Annotated in this window: 14 protein-coding genes; 8 read left to right on the forward strand and 6 right to left on the reverse strand. The window is 67.5% G+C overall.

Going from position 1 to position 14479, the window contains the following annotated elements; translation table 11 throughout:
• Window positions 1–27: 27 nt before the first annotated feature.
• The 3 genes from C0J29_RS18680 to C0J29_RS18690 are packed head-to-tail and all read left to right on the forward strand — an operon-like array spanning window position 28 to window position 3087.
• A complete protein-coding gene (locus C0J29_RS18680; protein ID WP_120794815.1) occupies window positions 28–1608 on the forward strand; it encodes an FAD-binding oxidoreductase in 1581 nt (526 codons plus the stop codon).
• A gap of 17 nt (window positions 1609–1625) precedes the next feature.
• Window positions 1626–2543 carry a diacylglycerol kinase gene (locus C0J29_RS18685; protein WP_120794816.1) on the forward strand — a complete coding sequence of 306 codons (918 nt, stop codon included), beginning with the start codon at window positions 1626–1628 and terminating at the stop codon, window positions 2541–2543.
• A 31-nt stretch (window positions 2544–2574) separates the two neighbouring features.
• A complete protein-coding gene (locus C0J29_RS18690) occupies window positions 2575–3087 on the forward strand; it encodes an Rv2253 family sensor-like surface protein (RefSeq protein WP_065043747.1) in 513 nt (170 codons plus the stop codon).
• A 95-nt stretch (window positions 3088–3182) separates the two neighbouring features.
• On the opposite strand, the gene C0J29_RS18695 is transcribed toward C0J29_RS18690, so the two are convergent.
• The 3 genes from C0J29_RS18695 to C0J29_RS18705 all read right to left on the reverse strand — a co-directional run bounded on the left by C0J29_RS18695 (window position 3183) and on the right by C0J29_RS18705 (window position 5741).
• Window positions 3183–3695 carry a DUF3145 domain-containing protein gene (locus tag C0J29_RS18695; RefSeq protein WP_055577186.1) on the reverse strand — a complete coding sequence of 171 codons (513 nt, stop codon included), beginning with the start codon at window positions 3693–3695 and terminating at the stop codon, window positions 3183–3185.
• 129 nt (window positions 3696–3824) lie between these two features.
• On the reverse strand, window positions 3825–4670 hold the full coding sequence (locus C0J29_RS18700) for a serine hydrolase domain-containing protein (RefSeq protein WP_120793179.1): 846 nt from the start codon (window positions 4668–4670) through the stop codon (window positions 3825–3827).
• Window positions 4671–5741 (reverse strand): class I SAM-dependent methyltransferase, encoded by a 1071-nt coding sequence (locus C0J29_RS18705; RefSeq protein ID WP_120793180.1) that lies wholly within the window; start codon window positions 5739–5741, stop codon window positions 4671–4673.
• Window positions 5742–5773: 32 nt separating this feature from the next.
• On the opposite strand from C0J29_RS18705, the gene C0J29_RS18710 reads away from it, so the two are divergent.
• Together C0J29_RS18710 and C0J29_RS18715 are read left to right on the forward strand one after the other, a co-directional pair.
• Window positions 5774–6859 carry an S-(hydroxymethyl)mycothiol dehydrogenase gene (locus tag C0J29_RS18710; RefSeq protein ID WP_065043652.1) on the forward strand — a complete coding sequence of 362 codons (1086 nt, stop codon included), beginning with the start codon at window positions 5774–5776 and terminating at the stop codon, window positions 6857–6859.
• Complete coding sequence (locus tag C0J29_RS18715) at window positions 6859–7482, forward strand: MBL fold metallo-hydrolase (protein ID WP_065043651.1); 624 nt, start codon at window positions 6859–6861, stop codon at window positions 7480–7482. Before C0J29_RS18710 ends, C0J29_RS18715 begins: the two co-directional genes overlap by 1 nt.
• A gap of 281 nt (window positions 7483–7763) precedes the next feature.
• On the opposite strand, the gene C0J29_RS18720 is transcribed toward C0J29_RS18715, so the two are convergent.
• Window positions 7764–8480 (reverse strand): SHOCT domain-containing protein, encoded by a 717-nt coding sequence (locus C0J29_RS18720; RefSeq protein ID WP_120793181.1) that lies wholly within the window; start codon window positions 8478–8480, stop codon window positions 7764–7766.
• Between the two features lie 82 nt (window positions 8481–8562).
• Between C0J29_RS18720 and C0J29_RS18725 the strand changes: the two genes are divergently transcribed.
• The 3 genes from C0J29_RS18725 to C0J29_RS34805 all read left to right on the forward strand — a co-directional run bounded on the left by C0J29_RS18725 (window position 8563) and on the right by C0J29_RS34805 (window position 11410).
• Window positions 8563–9516, forward strand: a complete 954-nt coding sequence (locus C0J29_RS18725; protein ID WP_120793182.1) for an SDR family oxidoreductase — start codon at window positions 8563–8565, stop codon at window positions 9514–9516.
• 55 nt (window positions 9517–9571) lie between these two features.
• Entirely contained in the window at window positions 9572–10630 is a 1059-nt protein-coding gene (locus C0J29_RS18730; RefSeq protein WP_120794817.1) for a class I SAM-dependent methyltransferase, read from the forward strand.
• A gap of 81 nt (window positions 10631–10711) precedes the next feature.
• The gene (locus tag C0J29_RS34805; protein WP_120793183.1) at window positions 10712–11410 is read left to right on the forward strand and encodes a putative sodium/potassium/calcium exchanger; all 699 of its coding nucleotides are present in this window, start codon (window positions 10712–10714) and stop codon (window positions 11408–11410) included.
• On the opposite strand, the gene C0J29_RS18740 is transcribed toward C0J29_RS34805, so the two are convergent.
• Window positions 11407–13239, reverse strand: coding sequence for an Hsp70 family protein (locus C0J29_RS18740; protein ID WP_120793184.1), 1833 nt, complete (start codon window positions 13237–13239; stop codon window positions 11407–11409). The two genes, C0J29_RS34805 and C0J29_RS18740, sit on opposite strands and share 4 nt — an antisense overlap.
• 92 nt (window positions 13240–13331) lie before the next feature.
• Window positions 13332–14417, reverse strand: coding sequence for an NAD(P)H-dependent amine dehydrogenase family protein (locus tag C0J29_RS18745; protein WP_065043646.1), 1086 nt, complete (start codon window positions 14415–14417; stop codon window positions 13332–13334).
• Between the last annotated feature and the right edge of the window lie 62 nt (window positions 14418–14479).

Genomic DNA, 14479 nt, shown 5'->3' on the forward strand with positions numbered 1-14479 from the left:
ACGCACCTCGAGGAACTCCTTCCGCCAATGAAATGGAACGCGTGGGGGGATCCCGCCGCGGCCAAGCCTCTCTCCGATGGAATCCGCGGCCTGCTGAAGCAGGTTGTGGGCCTTGAAGATTCGGATGAGGCCGAGCTGCAGCCCGATGAGGTGAAGCTGCGTCCGTGCGCCCTGTCGCAGGCCGACCAGGACGGTCTTGCCAAGATCGTCGGCGCCGAATACTTCCGCACCGCCGACCGGGACCGGCTGCTGCGCGCCGGCGGTAAGTCCACTCCCGACATGCTGCGCCGCAAAGACCGCGGCGTCCAGGATGCGCCCGACGCGGTGCTGCTGCCCGGCGATGACGACACCGTCCTGGAGATCCTGCGTTACTGCTCCGACCACGGGATCGCGGTCGTCCCGTTCGGCGGCGGCACCAACGTCACCGGCGGGCTGGACCCCACCCGCGGCCAGTTCTCCGCGGTGATCTCACTGGACCTCCGTCGCTTCGACCAGTTGCACTCGCTGGACGCGGTGTCCGGTCTAGCCGAACTGGGCGGTGGCGTCACCGGCCCGGAGGCCGAACGCCTGCTCGGCGAACAGGGCTTCTCCCTGGGGCACTTCCCGCAGAGCTTCGAGTACGCCACCATCGGCGGCTTTGCGGCGACCCGCTCGTCCGGCCAGGATTCCGCCGGTTACGGCCGGTTCAACGACATGATCATGGGCCTGCGGATGGTCACCCCGGTCGGCATCTGGGACCTGGGCCGGGTAGCGGCCTCGGCGGCCGGCCCGGATCTGCGCCAGCTGGCGATCGGTTCGGAAGGCACCCTGGGCGTCATCACCAAAGTCCGGCTGCGGGTGCACCCGGTCCCGGAGACCATCCGTTACGAGGCATGGTCCTTCCCGGATTTCGCGACCGGCGTCGCCGCCCTGCGGGCCATCACCCAGACCGGCACCGGCCCGACCGTCGTACGCCTTTCCGATGAAGCGGAGACCGGCGTCAACCTCGCCACCCACGAGACGATCGGCGAAAACCAGAACACCGGAGGGTGTTTGGGGCTGACGCTGTTCGAGGGCACCAAGGAGCACGCGGAGAGTCGGCACGCCGAAACCCGCGCGCTGCTGGAAGCCAGCGGCGGAACCTCGCTGGGTGAGGGACCGGCCAAGACCTGGGAGCACGGCCGGTTCAGCGCGCCCTACCTGCGCGACTCGATGCTGGCCGCCGGTGCGCTGTGCGAGACGCTGGAGACCGCCACCGACTGGTCCAACATCCCCGCCCTGAAGGCCGCCGTCACCGAAGCGCTGACCAGTTCGCTGGCCGAGTCGGGCACCCCGGCGCTGGTGATGTGCCACGTGTCGCACGTCTACCCGACCGGCGCCTCGCTGTACTTCACCGTGGTCGCCGGGCAGCGCGGCAATCCGGTCGAGCAGTGGTGGGCGGCCAAGAAGGCCGCCTGCGACGCGATCATGGCCACCGGCGGAACCATCACCCACCACCACGCCGTCGGCGCCGACCACCGGGCGTGGATGCGCGACGAGGTCGGCGACCTCGGTGTGCAGTTGTTGCGCGCGGCCAAGGCCACCCTGGATCCAGCCGGAATTCTCAACCCCGGCAAACTGATTCCGTGACGCAGCAGTCCCCTGTCCTGAGCCGGCGCGAGATCGCCAAGGTGACCGCGCTGACCAACCCATTGTCCGGGCACGGCGCCGCGATCGAGGCGGCGCAGCGCGCGATCGCCCGGTTCCACAAGCGCGGGATCGAAGTCGTCGAGATCATCGGCGACGGCGCCGAAGACGCCCGCTTCCTGGTCGCCGCGGCATTGGAAAAGGGCACCGACGCGGTCGTCGTGACCGGCGGCGACGGCGTCATCTCCAACGCCCTGCAGGTACTGGCCCAAACCGACGTGCCGCTCGGCGTCATCCCGGCCGGCACCGGAAACGACCATGCGCGTGAATTCGGAATTCCCACAAAGGATCCCGAGGCCGCCGCGGACGTCGTGGTGGACGGCTGGACGGAAACCATTGACCTGGGCCGCATCAAGGACCACCACGGCGTCAACAAGTGGTTCGGCACCGTGGCGGCGACGGGATTCGACTCCCTGGTGACCGACCGGGCCAACCGGATGACGTGGCCGCACGGGCGGGTGCGGTACTACATCGCGATGCTCGCCGAACTGTCGCAGCTGCGGCTGCTGCCGTTCCGGCTGGTGCTCGACGGTCAGCAGGTGATCGAAACCGACCTGACGATGACGGCGTTCGGCAACACCCGCAGCTACGGGGGCGGAATGCTGATCTGCCCCAACGCCGATCGGTCGGACGGCCTGCTCGACCTCACCATGGTCAGATCGGAGTCGCGGACGAAGCTCATCCGCTTCTTCCCCACCGCGTTGAAGGGCACGCACGTCGGACTCGACGAGGTCACCACCGCACGGGCCAAGACCGTCGAAGTCGAATGCCCCGGCATCAACGTGTACGCCGACGGTGACTTCGCCTGTCCGCTGCCGGCCGAGATCTCCGCGGTTCCGGCCGCGCTGCAGGTGCTGAGGCCGGCCCACAAGGTGTAACGAACCGGTCACGCGACGCGACATGTTCAGCATGTCAGTGTTCGTCAAGACCGGGTTGGCCGCGGTAGCGGCTATCGGGGTTCCGTTGTGCGTGGCGCCGGTGGCGCACGCGGGTGAAGTCGCTTCCTGGAACGGCGAATACCTCGTCGTGCTCGGGGCCAACGCGAAATCCGGCACCAGTGTGGCGGCCAGTCAGCCCGAGTTCGCCCACCGGTCCACCGTCTCGTTCACGTCGAATTGTGCCGCCGGCGTCTGCGTCGCCACGGTCGACAACCCTCCGGTACCCAAGAACGAATCAATGCCGCGCACAATCGAATTCACCTGGAACGGGTCACAGTGGGTGCGCGAGATGACGTGGAAATGGGACTGCCTGCTGCCGGACGGCACCATCGAATACGCGCCGGCCAAGTCGATAACGGTCTACACGCCAGGGCAATACGGCATTCTCACCGGCGTCTTTCACACCGACATCGCCAGCGGCACCTGCGCGGGCAATGTCGATATGCCGGTGTCGGCGAAGCCCGTGTCCGGTCCGGTCACCTAACCCCGCCGGTCACCTAACCCCGCCGAGCAGACGCAAAATCGCACTAGAACAGGCGTTTCCGGGGCGATTTTGCGTCTGCTCGCGGGGCCTCGGGACTAGCCGACTCCTCGGCTCAGCCAGGTGACCTCACCGGCGTCACCGCCGTCGCGGTACGGCTCGAGCGCCTCATCCCACGCGGTGCCCAGCACCGAATCCATCTCGGCGGCAAGGGTGTCGGCGCCCTGAGCCATCAATGTCCGCAACCGCATCTCGCCGACCATGATGTCGCCGTTGGCGCTCATCGGTCCGCTCCACAACCCCAGCTGCGGAGTGTGACTGAACCGGTGGCCGTCGACGCCGGGGCTGGGATCCTCGGTCACTTCGAACCGCAGAACCGACCATGAGCGCAACGCGTTCGCCAGACGGGCTCCTGTCCCGACCGGACCCACCCAATTGGTGACCGCGCGCAACTGCCCGGGCATGGCCGGCTGCGGAGTCCACACCAAATTCGCCTTGGCTTGCAAGGTCGACGACAACGCCCACTCCACATGCGGGCATACCGCCGCTGGGGAGGCGTGGACGTACACCACACCAGCCGTCACGTCGGCGAACTGATTTGACGCACGCATCTTCTTGCTCCTTCGGTTTCACGAGGGACGTCTTCCCCAACGACCTGGTGAACCGGATCAAGCAGATACTGCGCGATATATTTTTCTGTGTCCTGCGTGTCTATTGTGCCCTGTGATGCCTGTGTTGCGCTAGTGTGCATTTTCCTTTGACGAGTGCGCGTCCAGAACCGCGTCCGAAAGCGCCGGCCAGGGCTGCAGCGCCCACTCTCCGAAATCGCGGTCGGTGAGCACCACCAGCGCCAGGTCCGCTTCGGGATCCACCCAGATGAAGCCACCCGACTGACCGAAATGGCCGTACGTGCGCTCCGAGTTGCCCGCACCCGTCCAGTGCGGCGACTTCGAATCCCGCAGCTCGAATCCGAGTCCCCAGTCATTGGGCCGCTGTGAGCCGTATCCCGGCAGCACCCCGTCGAGGCCCGGGAACTGCACGGTGGTCGCGTCGGCGTGCATTTGCGCCGAAACCGTCGCGGGTCGCAGCAGGTCGCCGGCGAATCGGGCCAAGTCGTCGACCGTCGAGGCCGCGCCGTAGCCGGCGGTGTCGGCGCCCCCGTCGAGTCGCGTCGAAGTCATGGAGAGCGGCTCGCACACCGCCTCGGTCAGGTAGCGGCCGAACTCGATGCCCGACTCCCGCTCGATGGTCTGGGCGAGCACGGCGAACCCGTAGTTCGAGTAGATGCGGCGCGCTCCCGGCCGGGCCAGCACGTCACCGGAGAGCATGGCCAGTCCTGAGGCGTGCGCCAGCAGGTGTCGGATGGTGGATCCGGGCGGGCCCGCCTCGGTGTCGAGTTCGATGACGCCTTCCTCGACGGCGATCTGCGCCGCTCGCGCGACGATCGGCTTGGTGACCGACGCCAGCGCGAAGACGCGCGCGGTGTCACCGTGGGTGGCCCGCACTCCGTCGGGGCCGATCACCGCGGCGGCGGCGTTGGGGACAGGCCAGTCGTCGAGGACGTCGAGGATGTCGAGGGCCGCCATCTACTTACGGGCGATGTAGTAGTTGTTGATCGGGTCGGACTCGACTTCGGCTACCACCACGTTGTCGAAGCCGGCGTCGGCCAGCATCGAGGTGGCCAACTGCGTGCCCCACGCCGCTCCCAGCCCGGCGCCACCGTGGGCCAGCGACACCGTCATGCAGTGCATCAGCGACACCGTGTAGAGGTAGGTGCTCATCGGTACGTCGACGTTGTCCTCGAGGTGACTCGATGCCTTGATGTCCGCCATCAGGAACACGCCGCCGGGCCTCAACGCGCGGTGAATGTTCTCCAACACGCGCGCCGGTTGGGCCTGGTCGTGGATCGCGTCGAATACCACGATGACGTCGTAGGCCGCTTCCTTGGCCAGCGTCGGCAGGTCGTGGCTTTCGAAGGTGACGTTCTGCAGCCCGAGCCGCGCCGCCTCGTCGCGGCCGGTGGCGATGGCCTCGTCCGAGAAGTCGATGCCGGTGAACCGGCTGGCCGGAAACGCCTGCGCCATGACGTTCACGGCATGCCCACTGCCGCAACCGAAGTCGGCGACGTCGGCCCCCGACCGAAGACGTTCCGGCAGGCCATCCACCAATGGCAGCACCACATTGACCAGCCCGGCATCGAACACCACACCGCTCTGCTGGGCCATCAACGTGTGGAAGCGAGGGTATTCGCTGTAGGGCAGTCCGCCGCCGGCCCGGAAGCACCCGAGGATCTTCTGCTCGACCTCGCTGAGCAGCGGCACGAACTGCGCGACCAGCGCCAGGTTGTTCGGCCCGGCCGCACTGGTCAGCACCGCTGCGCGCTGGGCGGGCAATGTGTAGGTCCCGGTCGCGGCGTTAAACTCGACGACACGGCCGGTTGTCATGCCGCCCAGCCACTCTCGGACATAACGCTCGTCCAGGCGCGCGGCGTCGGCGATCTCCGCACTGGTGGATGGCGGCAGATCGGCCATCGTCTCCAGCAGCCCGGTCTGATGTCCCAGGCTCAAGAGCAGCGTCAGGCTTGCGTTGTCGATCGTCGACACCATTCGGTCGGTGAAGGCTTCCACCGTTTCGGTGCCGGTCTCGGGTGCCGTCATGCGAAGCGACGCTACACCGTAGTTTGGAGGCCATGAGTCAGACAGTGCGCGGCGTCATTTCGCGGAGCAAAGGGCAACCCGTCGAGTTGGTGGACATCGTCATTCCCGACCCCGGACCCGGCGAGGCCGTCGTCGACATCACCGCCTGCGGGGTGTGCCACACCGACCTGACCTACCGCGAGGGCGGCATCAACGACGAGTACCCCTTCCTGCTCGGTCACGAGGCCGCCGGCACCGTCGAAGCAGTCGGCCCCGGAGTCACCCACGTCGCACCCGGTGACTTCGTGATCCTGAACTGGCGCGCGGTGTGCGGGCAGTGCCGGGCTTGCCGCAGGGGCCGGCCGCATTTGTGCTTCGACACCTTCAACGCCGAGCAGAAGATGACGCTGACCGACGGGACCGAACTCACGCCCGCTCTGGGCATCGGAGCGTTCGCCGACAAGACGCTGGTGGCGGCCGGCCAGTGCACCAAAGTCAACCCGGAGGCCGATCCGGCCGTCGTTGGCCTGCTCGGTTGCGGGGTGATGGCGGGCCTCGGCGCGGCGATCAACACCGGCGGCGTCACGCGTGATGACACGGTTGCGGTGATCGGCTGCGGCGGCGTGGGCGACGCCGCGGTCGCCGGTGCCGCGCTGGTCGGGGCGAAGAAGATCATCGCCGTCGACACCGACAACACCAAGCTGGAGTGGGCGCGCAAGTTCGGCGCCACCCATACGGTCAACGCCCGCGAGTTCGATGTGGTGGAGACCATCCAGGACCTGACCGACGGCTTCGGGGTCGACGTGGTGGTCGACGCCGTCGGCCGGCCGGAGACCTGGAAGCAGGCCTTCTATGCCCGCGACCTCGCCGGCACCGTGGTGCTGGTCGGAGTGCCGACGCCGGACATGCGCCTGGATATGCCGCTGGTGGACTTCTTCTCCCGCGGCGGCTCGCTCAAGTCGTCGTGGTACGGCGACTGCCTGCCCGAGCGCGACTTCCCCACCCTGGTCGACCTGTACCTGCAGGGCCGGCTGCCGCTGGAGAAGTTTGTCTCCGAGCGAATCGGGCTAGACGGCATCGAGGAGGCTTTTCACAAGATGCACGACGGCAAGGTATTGCGTTCGGTGGTGATTCTCTGATGGTGGTCATCGACCGGCTGGTCACCCACGGCACCTTCGAACTCGACGGCGGCAGTTGGGAAGTCGACAACAACATCTGGCTGGTGGGCGACAACTCCAACGTCGTGGTGTTCGACGCGGCTCACGACGCGGCGCCGATCATCGAGGCGGTCGACGGCCGCCATGTGGTGGCGGTGGTGTGCACGCACGGGCACAACGATCACGTGACGGTGGCACCCAAGCTCGGTGAGGAGCTCGACGCGCCGGTGTTTCTGCATCCCGCCGATGAGGTGCTGTGGCGAATGACGCACCCGGACAGCGACTTTCGGCCCATCTCAGAAGGACAGGCGCTGAAGGTGGGGGGCACCGAGATCCGCGCCATCCACACGCCGGGGCACTCCCCCGGATCGGTCTGCTGGTACATCCACGACCTCGGTGTGGTGTTCAGCGGCGACACGCTGTTCTCCGGCGGACCGGGGGCAACTGGGCGTTCCTACTCGGATTTCCCGACGATCCTGCAGTCGATCTCCGAGCGGCTGGGCAAGCTGCCCGGCGACACCGTCGTCCACACCGGCCACGGGGACAGCACGACGATCGGCGACGAGATCGTGCACTACGAGGAGTGGGTGGAGCGCGGGCACTAGGCCGGTTGCCCCTGCCGTTCATCCGAGCGTGCACAAAATGCCACCGCTTTGCTTTCGCCCGCGAGGGACTTTGCTTTTACCCGCGAGCGACCGCAAAATGTCAGCCGTAGCGGCGTGTCCGCGTCAACACGCGGGCGCTCGCCAACCGACGGCCGAGGCCCCTCCCCAGGCCCGCCCGCGAGCGACCGCAAAATGTCAGCCGCAGCGGCGTGTTCGCGTCAACACGCGGGCGCTCGGCGAGCTATGGCAATACCCGCGACAGCCCCCGGCGTAGCAGCCCCTTACCTCCCCTCCAAGATCCGCCGCTTCTCCGCCTGGAACTCATCTTCCGACAGCGCACCCGAATCCCGCAGCGCAGCAAGCGTTTTCAACCGCTCGACCCGCACGCCCTCACCAGTCGGCTCGTACGCCGCCGGCGGCGCGACGGCATAGCCCCCGCCAACAGACGGCACCGGACGCCGGCGCACCCGCCCCAGCCAGATGATCGACAGCGTCAGGTCGACCAGGCCCACGACGAACAGCCCCACGAACACCCACACCAGGTAGCCGTACGAGCTCTGATGCCCAAAAGCCAGTCGCGGGTTGATGTACCCGTTGACCTGGCCGTCGGTCATGACGTTGTAGGTGCCTTCCGCCGGTACCTGGACGTTCCACACGCGGATGTGCGCGTCGTTGTTGACAGTCGTTGTGCTGCCGATACTTTCGGTGACCTCCGGTTGCGCCACCCCATCGGGCGGTGTGATCGAGATGCGCAGCGGCGGCACCGGCAGACCGCCGCCGTCGGTCCCGCCGATGACCAGGGTGTGCAGGCTGACGGTGGCCTGACCTTTGGGCAGATGCACGCTGCCGGTTCCCGGTACGGGCACCTCCCCGTAGGCGTCGTAATCGTCGAGGAAGAACACGTTGAGCACCAGCGTGGTGATGAAGCCGGCGACCGACACGACCAGCGTCACAATCGCCAGGATCAGCGAGATCTTGGCCACCCGTCTGCTATTCATCCAGGCAGTGTGTCACGCACGGCGCCGACAGGGGACACTGTTTGCGACCCCGGACGAAGCAACCGGAGAAGGAGTTCTCGACATGGCCAACGATCTCGTCGCCACGGTGCCCGATCTGTCCGGCAAGCTGGCGGTTGTGACCGGATCCAACAGCGGCCTCGGGTTCGGCCTGGCTAAGCGCCTCGCTGCGGGCGGCGCCGACGTCGTGATGGCCATCCGCAACCAGGGCAAGGGCGAGGCCGCCATCGAAGAGATCCGCAAAGCCGTGCCTGACGCCAGCCTGACCATCAAGCCGCTGGACCTGTCGTCGCTGGCTTCCGTTGCCGCGCTGGGCGCGCAGCTCACCGACGACGGCCGGCCGATCGACATCCTGATCAACAACGCCGGCGTCATGACGCCACCCGAGCGAGACACCACCGCGGACGGCTTCGAATTGCAGTTCGGCTGTAACCATCTCGGCCACTTCGCACTCACCGCGCACGTGTTGCCGCTGCTACGCGCGGCGCAGGCCCCGCGCGTGGTGTCGCTGAGCAGCGTTGCCGCGCGCCGCGGCCGTATCCACTTCGACGACCTGCAATTCGAGAAGTCCTACGCGTCGATGGCGGCCTACGGACAGTCGAAACTGGCGACCCTGATGTTCGCCCGAGAACTGGACCGGCGCAGCCGCCAGAGCGGCTGGGGCGTCATGTCCAACGCCGCGCACCCGGGCCTCACCAAGACCAACCTGCAGATCAGCGGACCGTCGCACGGCCGCGACAAACCGGCGCTGATGCAGCGGCTGTACACGACGTCGTGGAAGTACGCCCCATTCATGTGGCAGGAGATTGACGAAGGCATCCTGCCGGCGCTGTACGCGGCGGTCACACCCGGCGCCGAGGGCGGTGCGTTCTACGGCCCGCGCGGGTTCGCCGAAGCCGCCGGCGGCGGGGTCACCGAAGCCAAGGTACCCAAGCGGGCCGCCAATGACGATGACTGCCAACGACTTTGGGAGATTTCGGAAAGGCTCACCGGTGTCAGCTACCCCGCGCCGAACTGAGCCGCAGCCCAAGGTCCGCCTGCCCGAATCCAGCGTGGTGGTGCGCCCGGAGCCGATGGAATCGGCGACCTACAGCCAGTCGTCGCGACTGCAGGCGGCCGGGTTGCTGCCTGCCGTCGCGCTGTTCGAACAAGCGGCACACCAGGTCCCGTTGCCCAAACCCCCGCAACCGGTCGTCATCGCCGACTACGGCGCGGCCACGGGCCACAATTCGCTGAAGCCGATGGCCACCGCGGTCGAGGTGTTACGGGGCCGCACCCGCCACGATCACGCCATCCTGGTGGCCCACACCGATGTGCCGGAGAACGACTTCACCGCACTCTTCAACACGCTGTCCGACGACCCGGACAGCTATCTGAACAACGACACGGCCAGTTTCACCTCCGCGATCGGCCGGTCGTTCTACCAGCAGATCCTGCCGACCTGCACCGTCAACCTCGGGTGGTCGTCCTGGGCGATCCAGTGGCTGAGCCGCGTCCCCGAAGGCGCGCCAGAGGTGGCCGACCACGTACAGATCGCGTTCAGCAGCAACACCGAGGCGCGGCGCGCCTACGAGCATCAATCCGCGCTGGACTGGAATGACTTCGTCGCGTTCCGGGGCCGGGAACTGTGTCCCGGCGGCCGGTTGGTGGTGCTCACCATGGCCCTCGATGACGACGGCGAATTCGGTTACCGCCCGCTGAACGAGGCCCTGATGGCGACGCTGGAAGAGCTTGCCGAACACGGCCTGGTGCGCCGGGAAGAGATGCGGCGCATGGTGATTCCCGTGGTGGCCCGCACCGAGAAAGACTTCCGCGCTCCGTTCGCACCGCGCGGGTGGTTCGAGAGCCTGACGATCGAGCATCTCGACATGTTCAACGCCGATGACCGGTTCTGGGCCAGATACGAAAAGGATTCGGACGCAGAGGCTTTCGGCGCGCAGTGGGCCGCGTTCGCCCGGGCTGCGCTGTTTCCGACCCTGCGGGCGGGCTTGAGCGGCGGATTCAACGACCCGCGCGGAGCGGACTTCATCGACCGGCTCGAAGCCGGTGTCGCCGAGCGCCTGGCCAAGGCGCCGGAGCCGATGCGCATTCCGCTGGCGTCCCTGGTGTTGGCCAAGCGGGAATCGCGGTAACGGGAGTTTCGGCGCGACGCCGGTGTGGTAACCCTCACTTTGGGTCGGGTCGCATAGCAACTCCTTAAGGGGGCCACACGTATGAGCGCGCACGAGGACGAATCGGCTGGTCAGGACGCCAGCAAGACGGATGACGGTGCCGTGAGTACTGCCGAGGCCGACACAAGAGACGACGAGAACAGCTCCGACGACGAGAACAGCTCCGGTGCACAGGGCACCTCCGAAAAGCCAGAGCCGGACGAAGAGGCCAAAGAAAAGGCCGCCGAGATGATGACGGCCTATGAGGACAAGCCGACACTCGTGCTGCCCGGGTCCGGCAAGACCATCACCGGCACCGCGGTCAACGATTGGCTCGACGACGACGGCAACCCCAAGTACGCCGAAGACGAGGACTCTCCTGCGGCCAAGGCCAAATCCGAGGGGTCGAAGGCCACCGACAAGGACGAGACAGACGAGTCCTCGTCGAGGGAGCACGCCGGCAAGGGCGAAACCGGCAAGGACGACACCAGCCAGGACGACACAGGCGACAACGACGGCGGCGGGCGGGCCAAGAACACCGCGGAAAGCGAGCGGGCGGCCAACGCCGACGAAACTGCCGAGGACGAGCAGAAGTCGATTGAACAGCTGAACGAAGAAGCCGAACAACGGGTCAAAGACAACCTCGATAAGGACAAAGAGTTCAACAAGGAGATCTTGGAGGCGACCAAGCAGGACCGCGAGGACCGGGAGAAGGCCTCCGAAAAGGACTCGGAAAAGACATCCGAAAAAGCGAAGGCCTAGCGCAAGCTGATTCCCGGGATCTGCGGTAGCCCCGGTATCTGGGGCAGCTGCGGAATAGCCGGCGGCGCAGGAGGATTCGGGTTCGCAGGACCCGGAAGCTGCGGGACCTGCGGTACCGCCGGCGGGGTGGTCACCGGTGGCTGGGTGGTCACCGGTGGCTGCGTGGTCACCGGCGGCGGGACCGTGGTGGTCACGGGTGCGGGCGCCTCGCTCGTCGGCGGCGGCGCCTGCGTGGCCGGTGGCGCCTGTTGCGTCTGCGGAGGCGGCGCGGGCGCCTGAGTCGTCTGCGCGGGCTCGGGCGTCGAGGCCGGCGGCGGCTCGGGACTGGGACTCTCGGAGGAGGCCGGCGGGGGCGGCGCGGAGCTGCGAGGGGTGGTGTTCACCCCGGGCGACTTGGTGCCTTTGTTGTCGTGCGAGGTCAGCCCGATCGCCACCGCGGTGCCGACCAGCAACACCGCCACGATTGTGCTGATGATGATCACCGCGGGCAGCCGGTACCACGGAATCGGTGAGGCCTTCGGTTCGGGTTCCGGGCGCTCTTCGTGCTCGAACTTCATCTGCGGACGGGCGGCCGTGTAGCCGGAGCCCGATCCGGAGCCGGAATCCGCCCCGACTGCCGGCATCACCCGCGACTCGTCCTGGGCTTCCGACCAGGCCAGCGCGGGCTGCATTGCCGATACCGGGGCGGCGGCAGGCACGTCCTGGTAGTCCTCCGCGGGCGGCTCCGGCGCCGCCACCAACGGCGCGAGGGGCGGGGCCGGCGTCAACGTCGTCGCGCTGATGTCAGCGGGGCCGCGCGCGGCGCGCAGCGCACCGCCGATCGCGGCGGTCAACTGCGGGCGCGGCGTGGTGATCACTGGCACCCCGAACCGTCCGGACAGCGAGGTGGTCACCGCCGGGATGTTGGCGCCGCCGCCGAATGTGGCGATCGCGACCAAGCCAGATGCGTTGCGGCGCAACGATTCTTCCAGAACGCTGAGCACCCCGGTCAGCGAAGCGCGGATCGTTTCCTCGAGTTCGTTGCGGGTGAGCCGGATTTCTCCGCGCGATCCCGGCACCGCTTCGGCGAGCGTGGTCGCCGTTGTCACCGAGAGCCGCTCTTTGGCGCCGCGGCAGGCGGCCCGCAACTTGGTCAACGATCCGATCGCCGCGGTGGCGGACGGATCGAAGGAGCCCGTGGCGGGCATTTCGGCCATGACGTAGCTCAGCAGAGACTGGTCGACCAGATCACCGGAGAAGTCGTGATGGCGGACGGTCGGGCCCAGCGGCTGGTAGTCGGCCGCGGCGTCGACCAGGGTGATACTGGTTCCGCTGCCGCCGAAATCGCACACCGCGACGGTTCCCTGTGCCGGTATGCCGGGGTTGGCCCGCACCGCGAACAGTGCGGCCGCGGCGTCGGGGATCAAGGTGACCGGCGTGGCCTGGTGCGACCACTCCGACACCCGGCTCACCGCGCCGCCCAGCGCGTCGACGGCCGCCGGCGCCCAGTGGGCCGGATAGGTCACCGCAACGTTGTCGGGAAGTGCGCGGCCCCCGGTGGCCGCATAGGCCAGCGCCCGCAACGCGTCGGCGACCAGGGCCTCGCTGCGGTGCACGGAACCGTCGGCCGCCACGATGCCCACCCGGTCGCCCACCCGGTCCACGAAGTCGGTGATCACCAGACCTGGTTCGTCCAGCCGGGGATTCTCCGAGGGGATCCCGACCTCGGGCGGACGCTGCCGGTAGAGGGTTACGACGGGTTTGCGGGTGAGGGCGTGGTCGGGCGTGACGGCGGCCAGGTTCGTGGCACCGATCGACAGACCCAGCGCGGGCCTAGCTCCATCTGCCATCTGGCCTCACCCCCGTGTCCCCCGACTCATTTTCTCGGTAAAACCTATAGGCATTCTCAGTATCGGCTATGTGCCGGCTGTATGAGCGCTGGTCAGCGGATCGTACCCGCGCCCGGGATCAGTGGCAGATCCAGCGCGGTCACCCAGCCCGGGGACAGCTCGTTGACCGCCGGGACGGCGTTGAGCGCCCGCAGGCCGGTCGCCAGGCATCCGGCGGCCGCGGCGTCCCGGCCCGAGCCGTCGGTGAAGCGGAACGCGGTTTCCTGGAAGATGCTGGGGGTGCCTTCGATGTCCACCCGGTACACGTCGTTGTCGTGGCCGGTCGGCCAGTCCGGGGCGGCGTCGAGGCCGATGCGGTTGACGTGCTCGAGCTGGATCCGCGTCTCGCCCTGGTAGAGCCCGTTGATGGTGAACCGGACGGCGGCGACGTTGCCCGCCTTGATGACGCCCTTGGCCGACTTGCGGTCAGTCGGTGTCACCCACTTGTCCCAGGTGGTGGTCATCTCGTCGAGCATGATGCCGGCGGCGTGCGCGATCATCGGGACCGTGGCGCCCCACGCGAAGATCAGCACGTCGCGGTTCTCCAGCATCGGGCTGAACTCGGGTTCGCGGCCGATGCCCATCTCCCGCTCGTAGTCGCCTTCGTAGTTGGTGTAGTCCAGCAACTCGGAGGCGCGAACCCGTTTTACTTCTGAGCACAGGCCCATCAGGGTCAGCGGGAACAGGTCGTTGGCGAAGCCGGGGTCGATGCCGGTGGTGAAACAGGATGACTCCCCCAGCTCGCAGGCCTGGGTGATGGGGGTGATCCAATTCGGCGGGTTCTGCGGCATCGTCGGCCAGATCCACGGTGTCATCGCCGTGGAGCACACGTCGATACCGGCGCGCAGGAAGCGGGTGATCAGCGAGATGTTGTCCTTGGCGTGCATCGCCGTCGGGCCGTAGTGCACCAGCGCGTCGGGTTTCAGGGCGATCAGCGCGTCGACGTCGTCGGTGGCGGTGACGCCGACCGGTTCGTCCATGCCGCAGATGTCGCCGACGTCGCGGCCCACCTTGTCCGGGTTGCTGACGCCGACGCCCACCAACTCGAACAACGGATGCTTGACGATCTCGGGGATCACCATCCGGCCCACGAAGCCGGTGCCCCACACCACCACTCGCTTAACGCCGCGCTGCGTCATCGATCAGCCACCTCTTTCGTTTATCGCTTCACCCTAAGCGGGCGGCGAAGCGACATCTAGCA

It is taken from the genome of Mycobacterium paragordonae (assembly GCF_003614435.1).
In the GTDB taxonomy this organism is placed as follows: domain Bacteria; phylum Actinomycetota; class Actinomycetes; order Mycobacteriales; family Mycobacteriaceae; genus Mycobacterium; species Mycobacterium paragordonae.

Bases quoted from the DNA above. Each gene is read 5' to 3' on its own strand.
- C0J29_RS18680 (WP_120794815.1), top strand. From the start codon at position 28: ATGAAATGGAACGCGTGGGGGGATCCCGCCGCGGCCAAGCCTCTCTCC.
- C0J29_RS18690 (WP_065043747.1), top strand. From the start codon at position 2,575: ATGTCAGTGTTCGTCAAGACCGGGTTGGCCGCGGTAGCGGCTATCGGG.
- C0J29_RS18695 (WP_055577186.1), bottom strand. From the start codon at position 3,695: ATGCGTGCGTCAAATCAGTTCGCCGACGTGACGGCTGGTGTGGTGTAC.
- C0J29_RS18700 (WP_120793179.1), bottom strand. From the start codon at position 4,670: ATGGCGGCCCTCGACATCCTCGACGTCCTCGACGACTGGCCTGTCCCC.
- C0J29_RS18705 (WP_120793180.1), bottom strand. From the start codon at position 5,741: ATGACGGCACCCGAGACCGGCACCGAAACGGTGGAAGCCTTCACCGAC.
- C0J29_RS18710 (WP_065043652.1), top strand. From the start codon at position 5,774: ATGAGTCAGACAGTGCGCGGCGTCATTTCGCGGAGCAAAGGGCAACCC.
- C0J29_RS18715 (WP_065043651.1), top strand. From the start codon at position 6,859: ATGGTGGTCATCGACCGGCTGGTCACCCACGGCACCTTCGAACTCGAC.
- C0J29_RS18720 (WP_120793181.1), bottom strand. From the start codon at position 8,480: ATGAATAGCAGACGGGTGGCCAAGATCTCGCTGATCCTGGCGATTGTG.
- C0J29_RS18725 (WP_120793182.1), top strand. From the start codon at position 8,563: ATGGCCAACGATCTCGTCGCCACGGTGCCCGATCTGTCCGGCAAGCTG.
- C0J29_RS18730 (WP_120794817.1), top strand. From the start codon at position 9,572: ATGGAATCGGCGACCTACAGCCAGTCGTCGCGACTGCAGGCGGCCGGG.
- C0J29_RS34805 (WP_120793183.1), top strand. From the start codon at position 10,712: ATGAGCGCGCACGAGGACGAATCGGCTGGTCAGGACGCCAGCAAGACG.
- C0J29_RS18740 (WP_120793184.1), bottom strand. From the start codon at position 13,239: ATGGCAGATGGAGCTAGGCCCGCGCTGGGTCTGTCGATCGGTGCCACG.
- C0J29_RS18745 (WP_065043646.1), bottom strand. From the start codon at position 14,417: ATGACGCAGCGCGGCGTTAAGCGAGTGGTGGTGTGGGGCACCGGCTTC.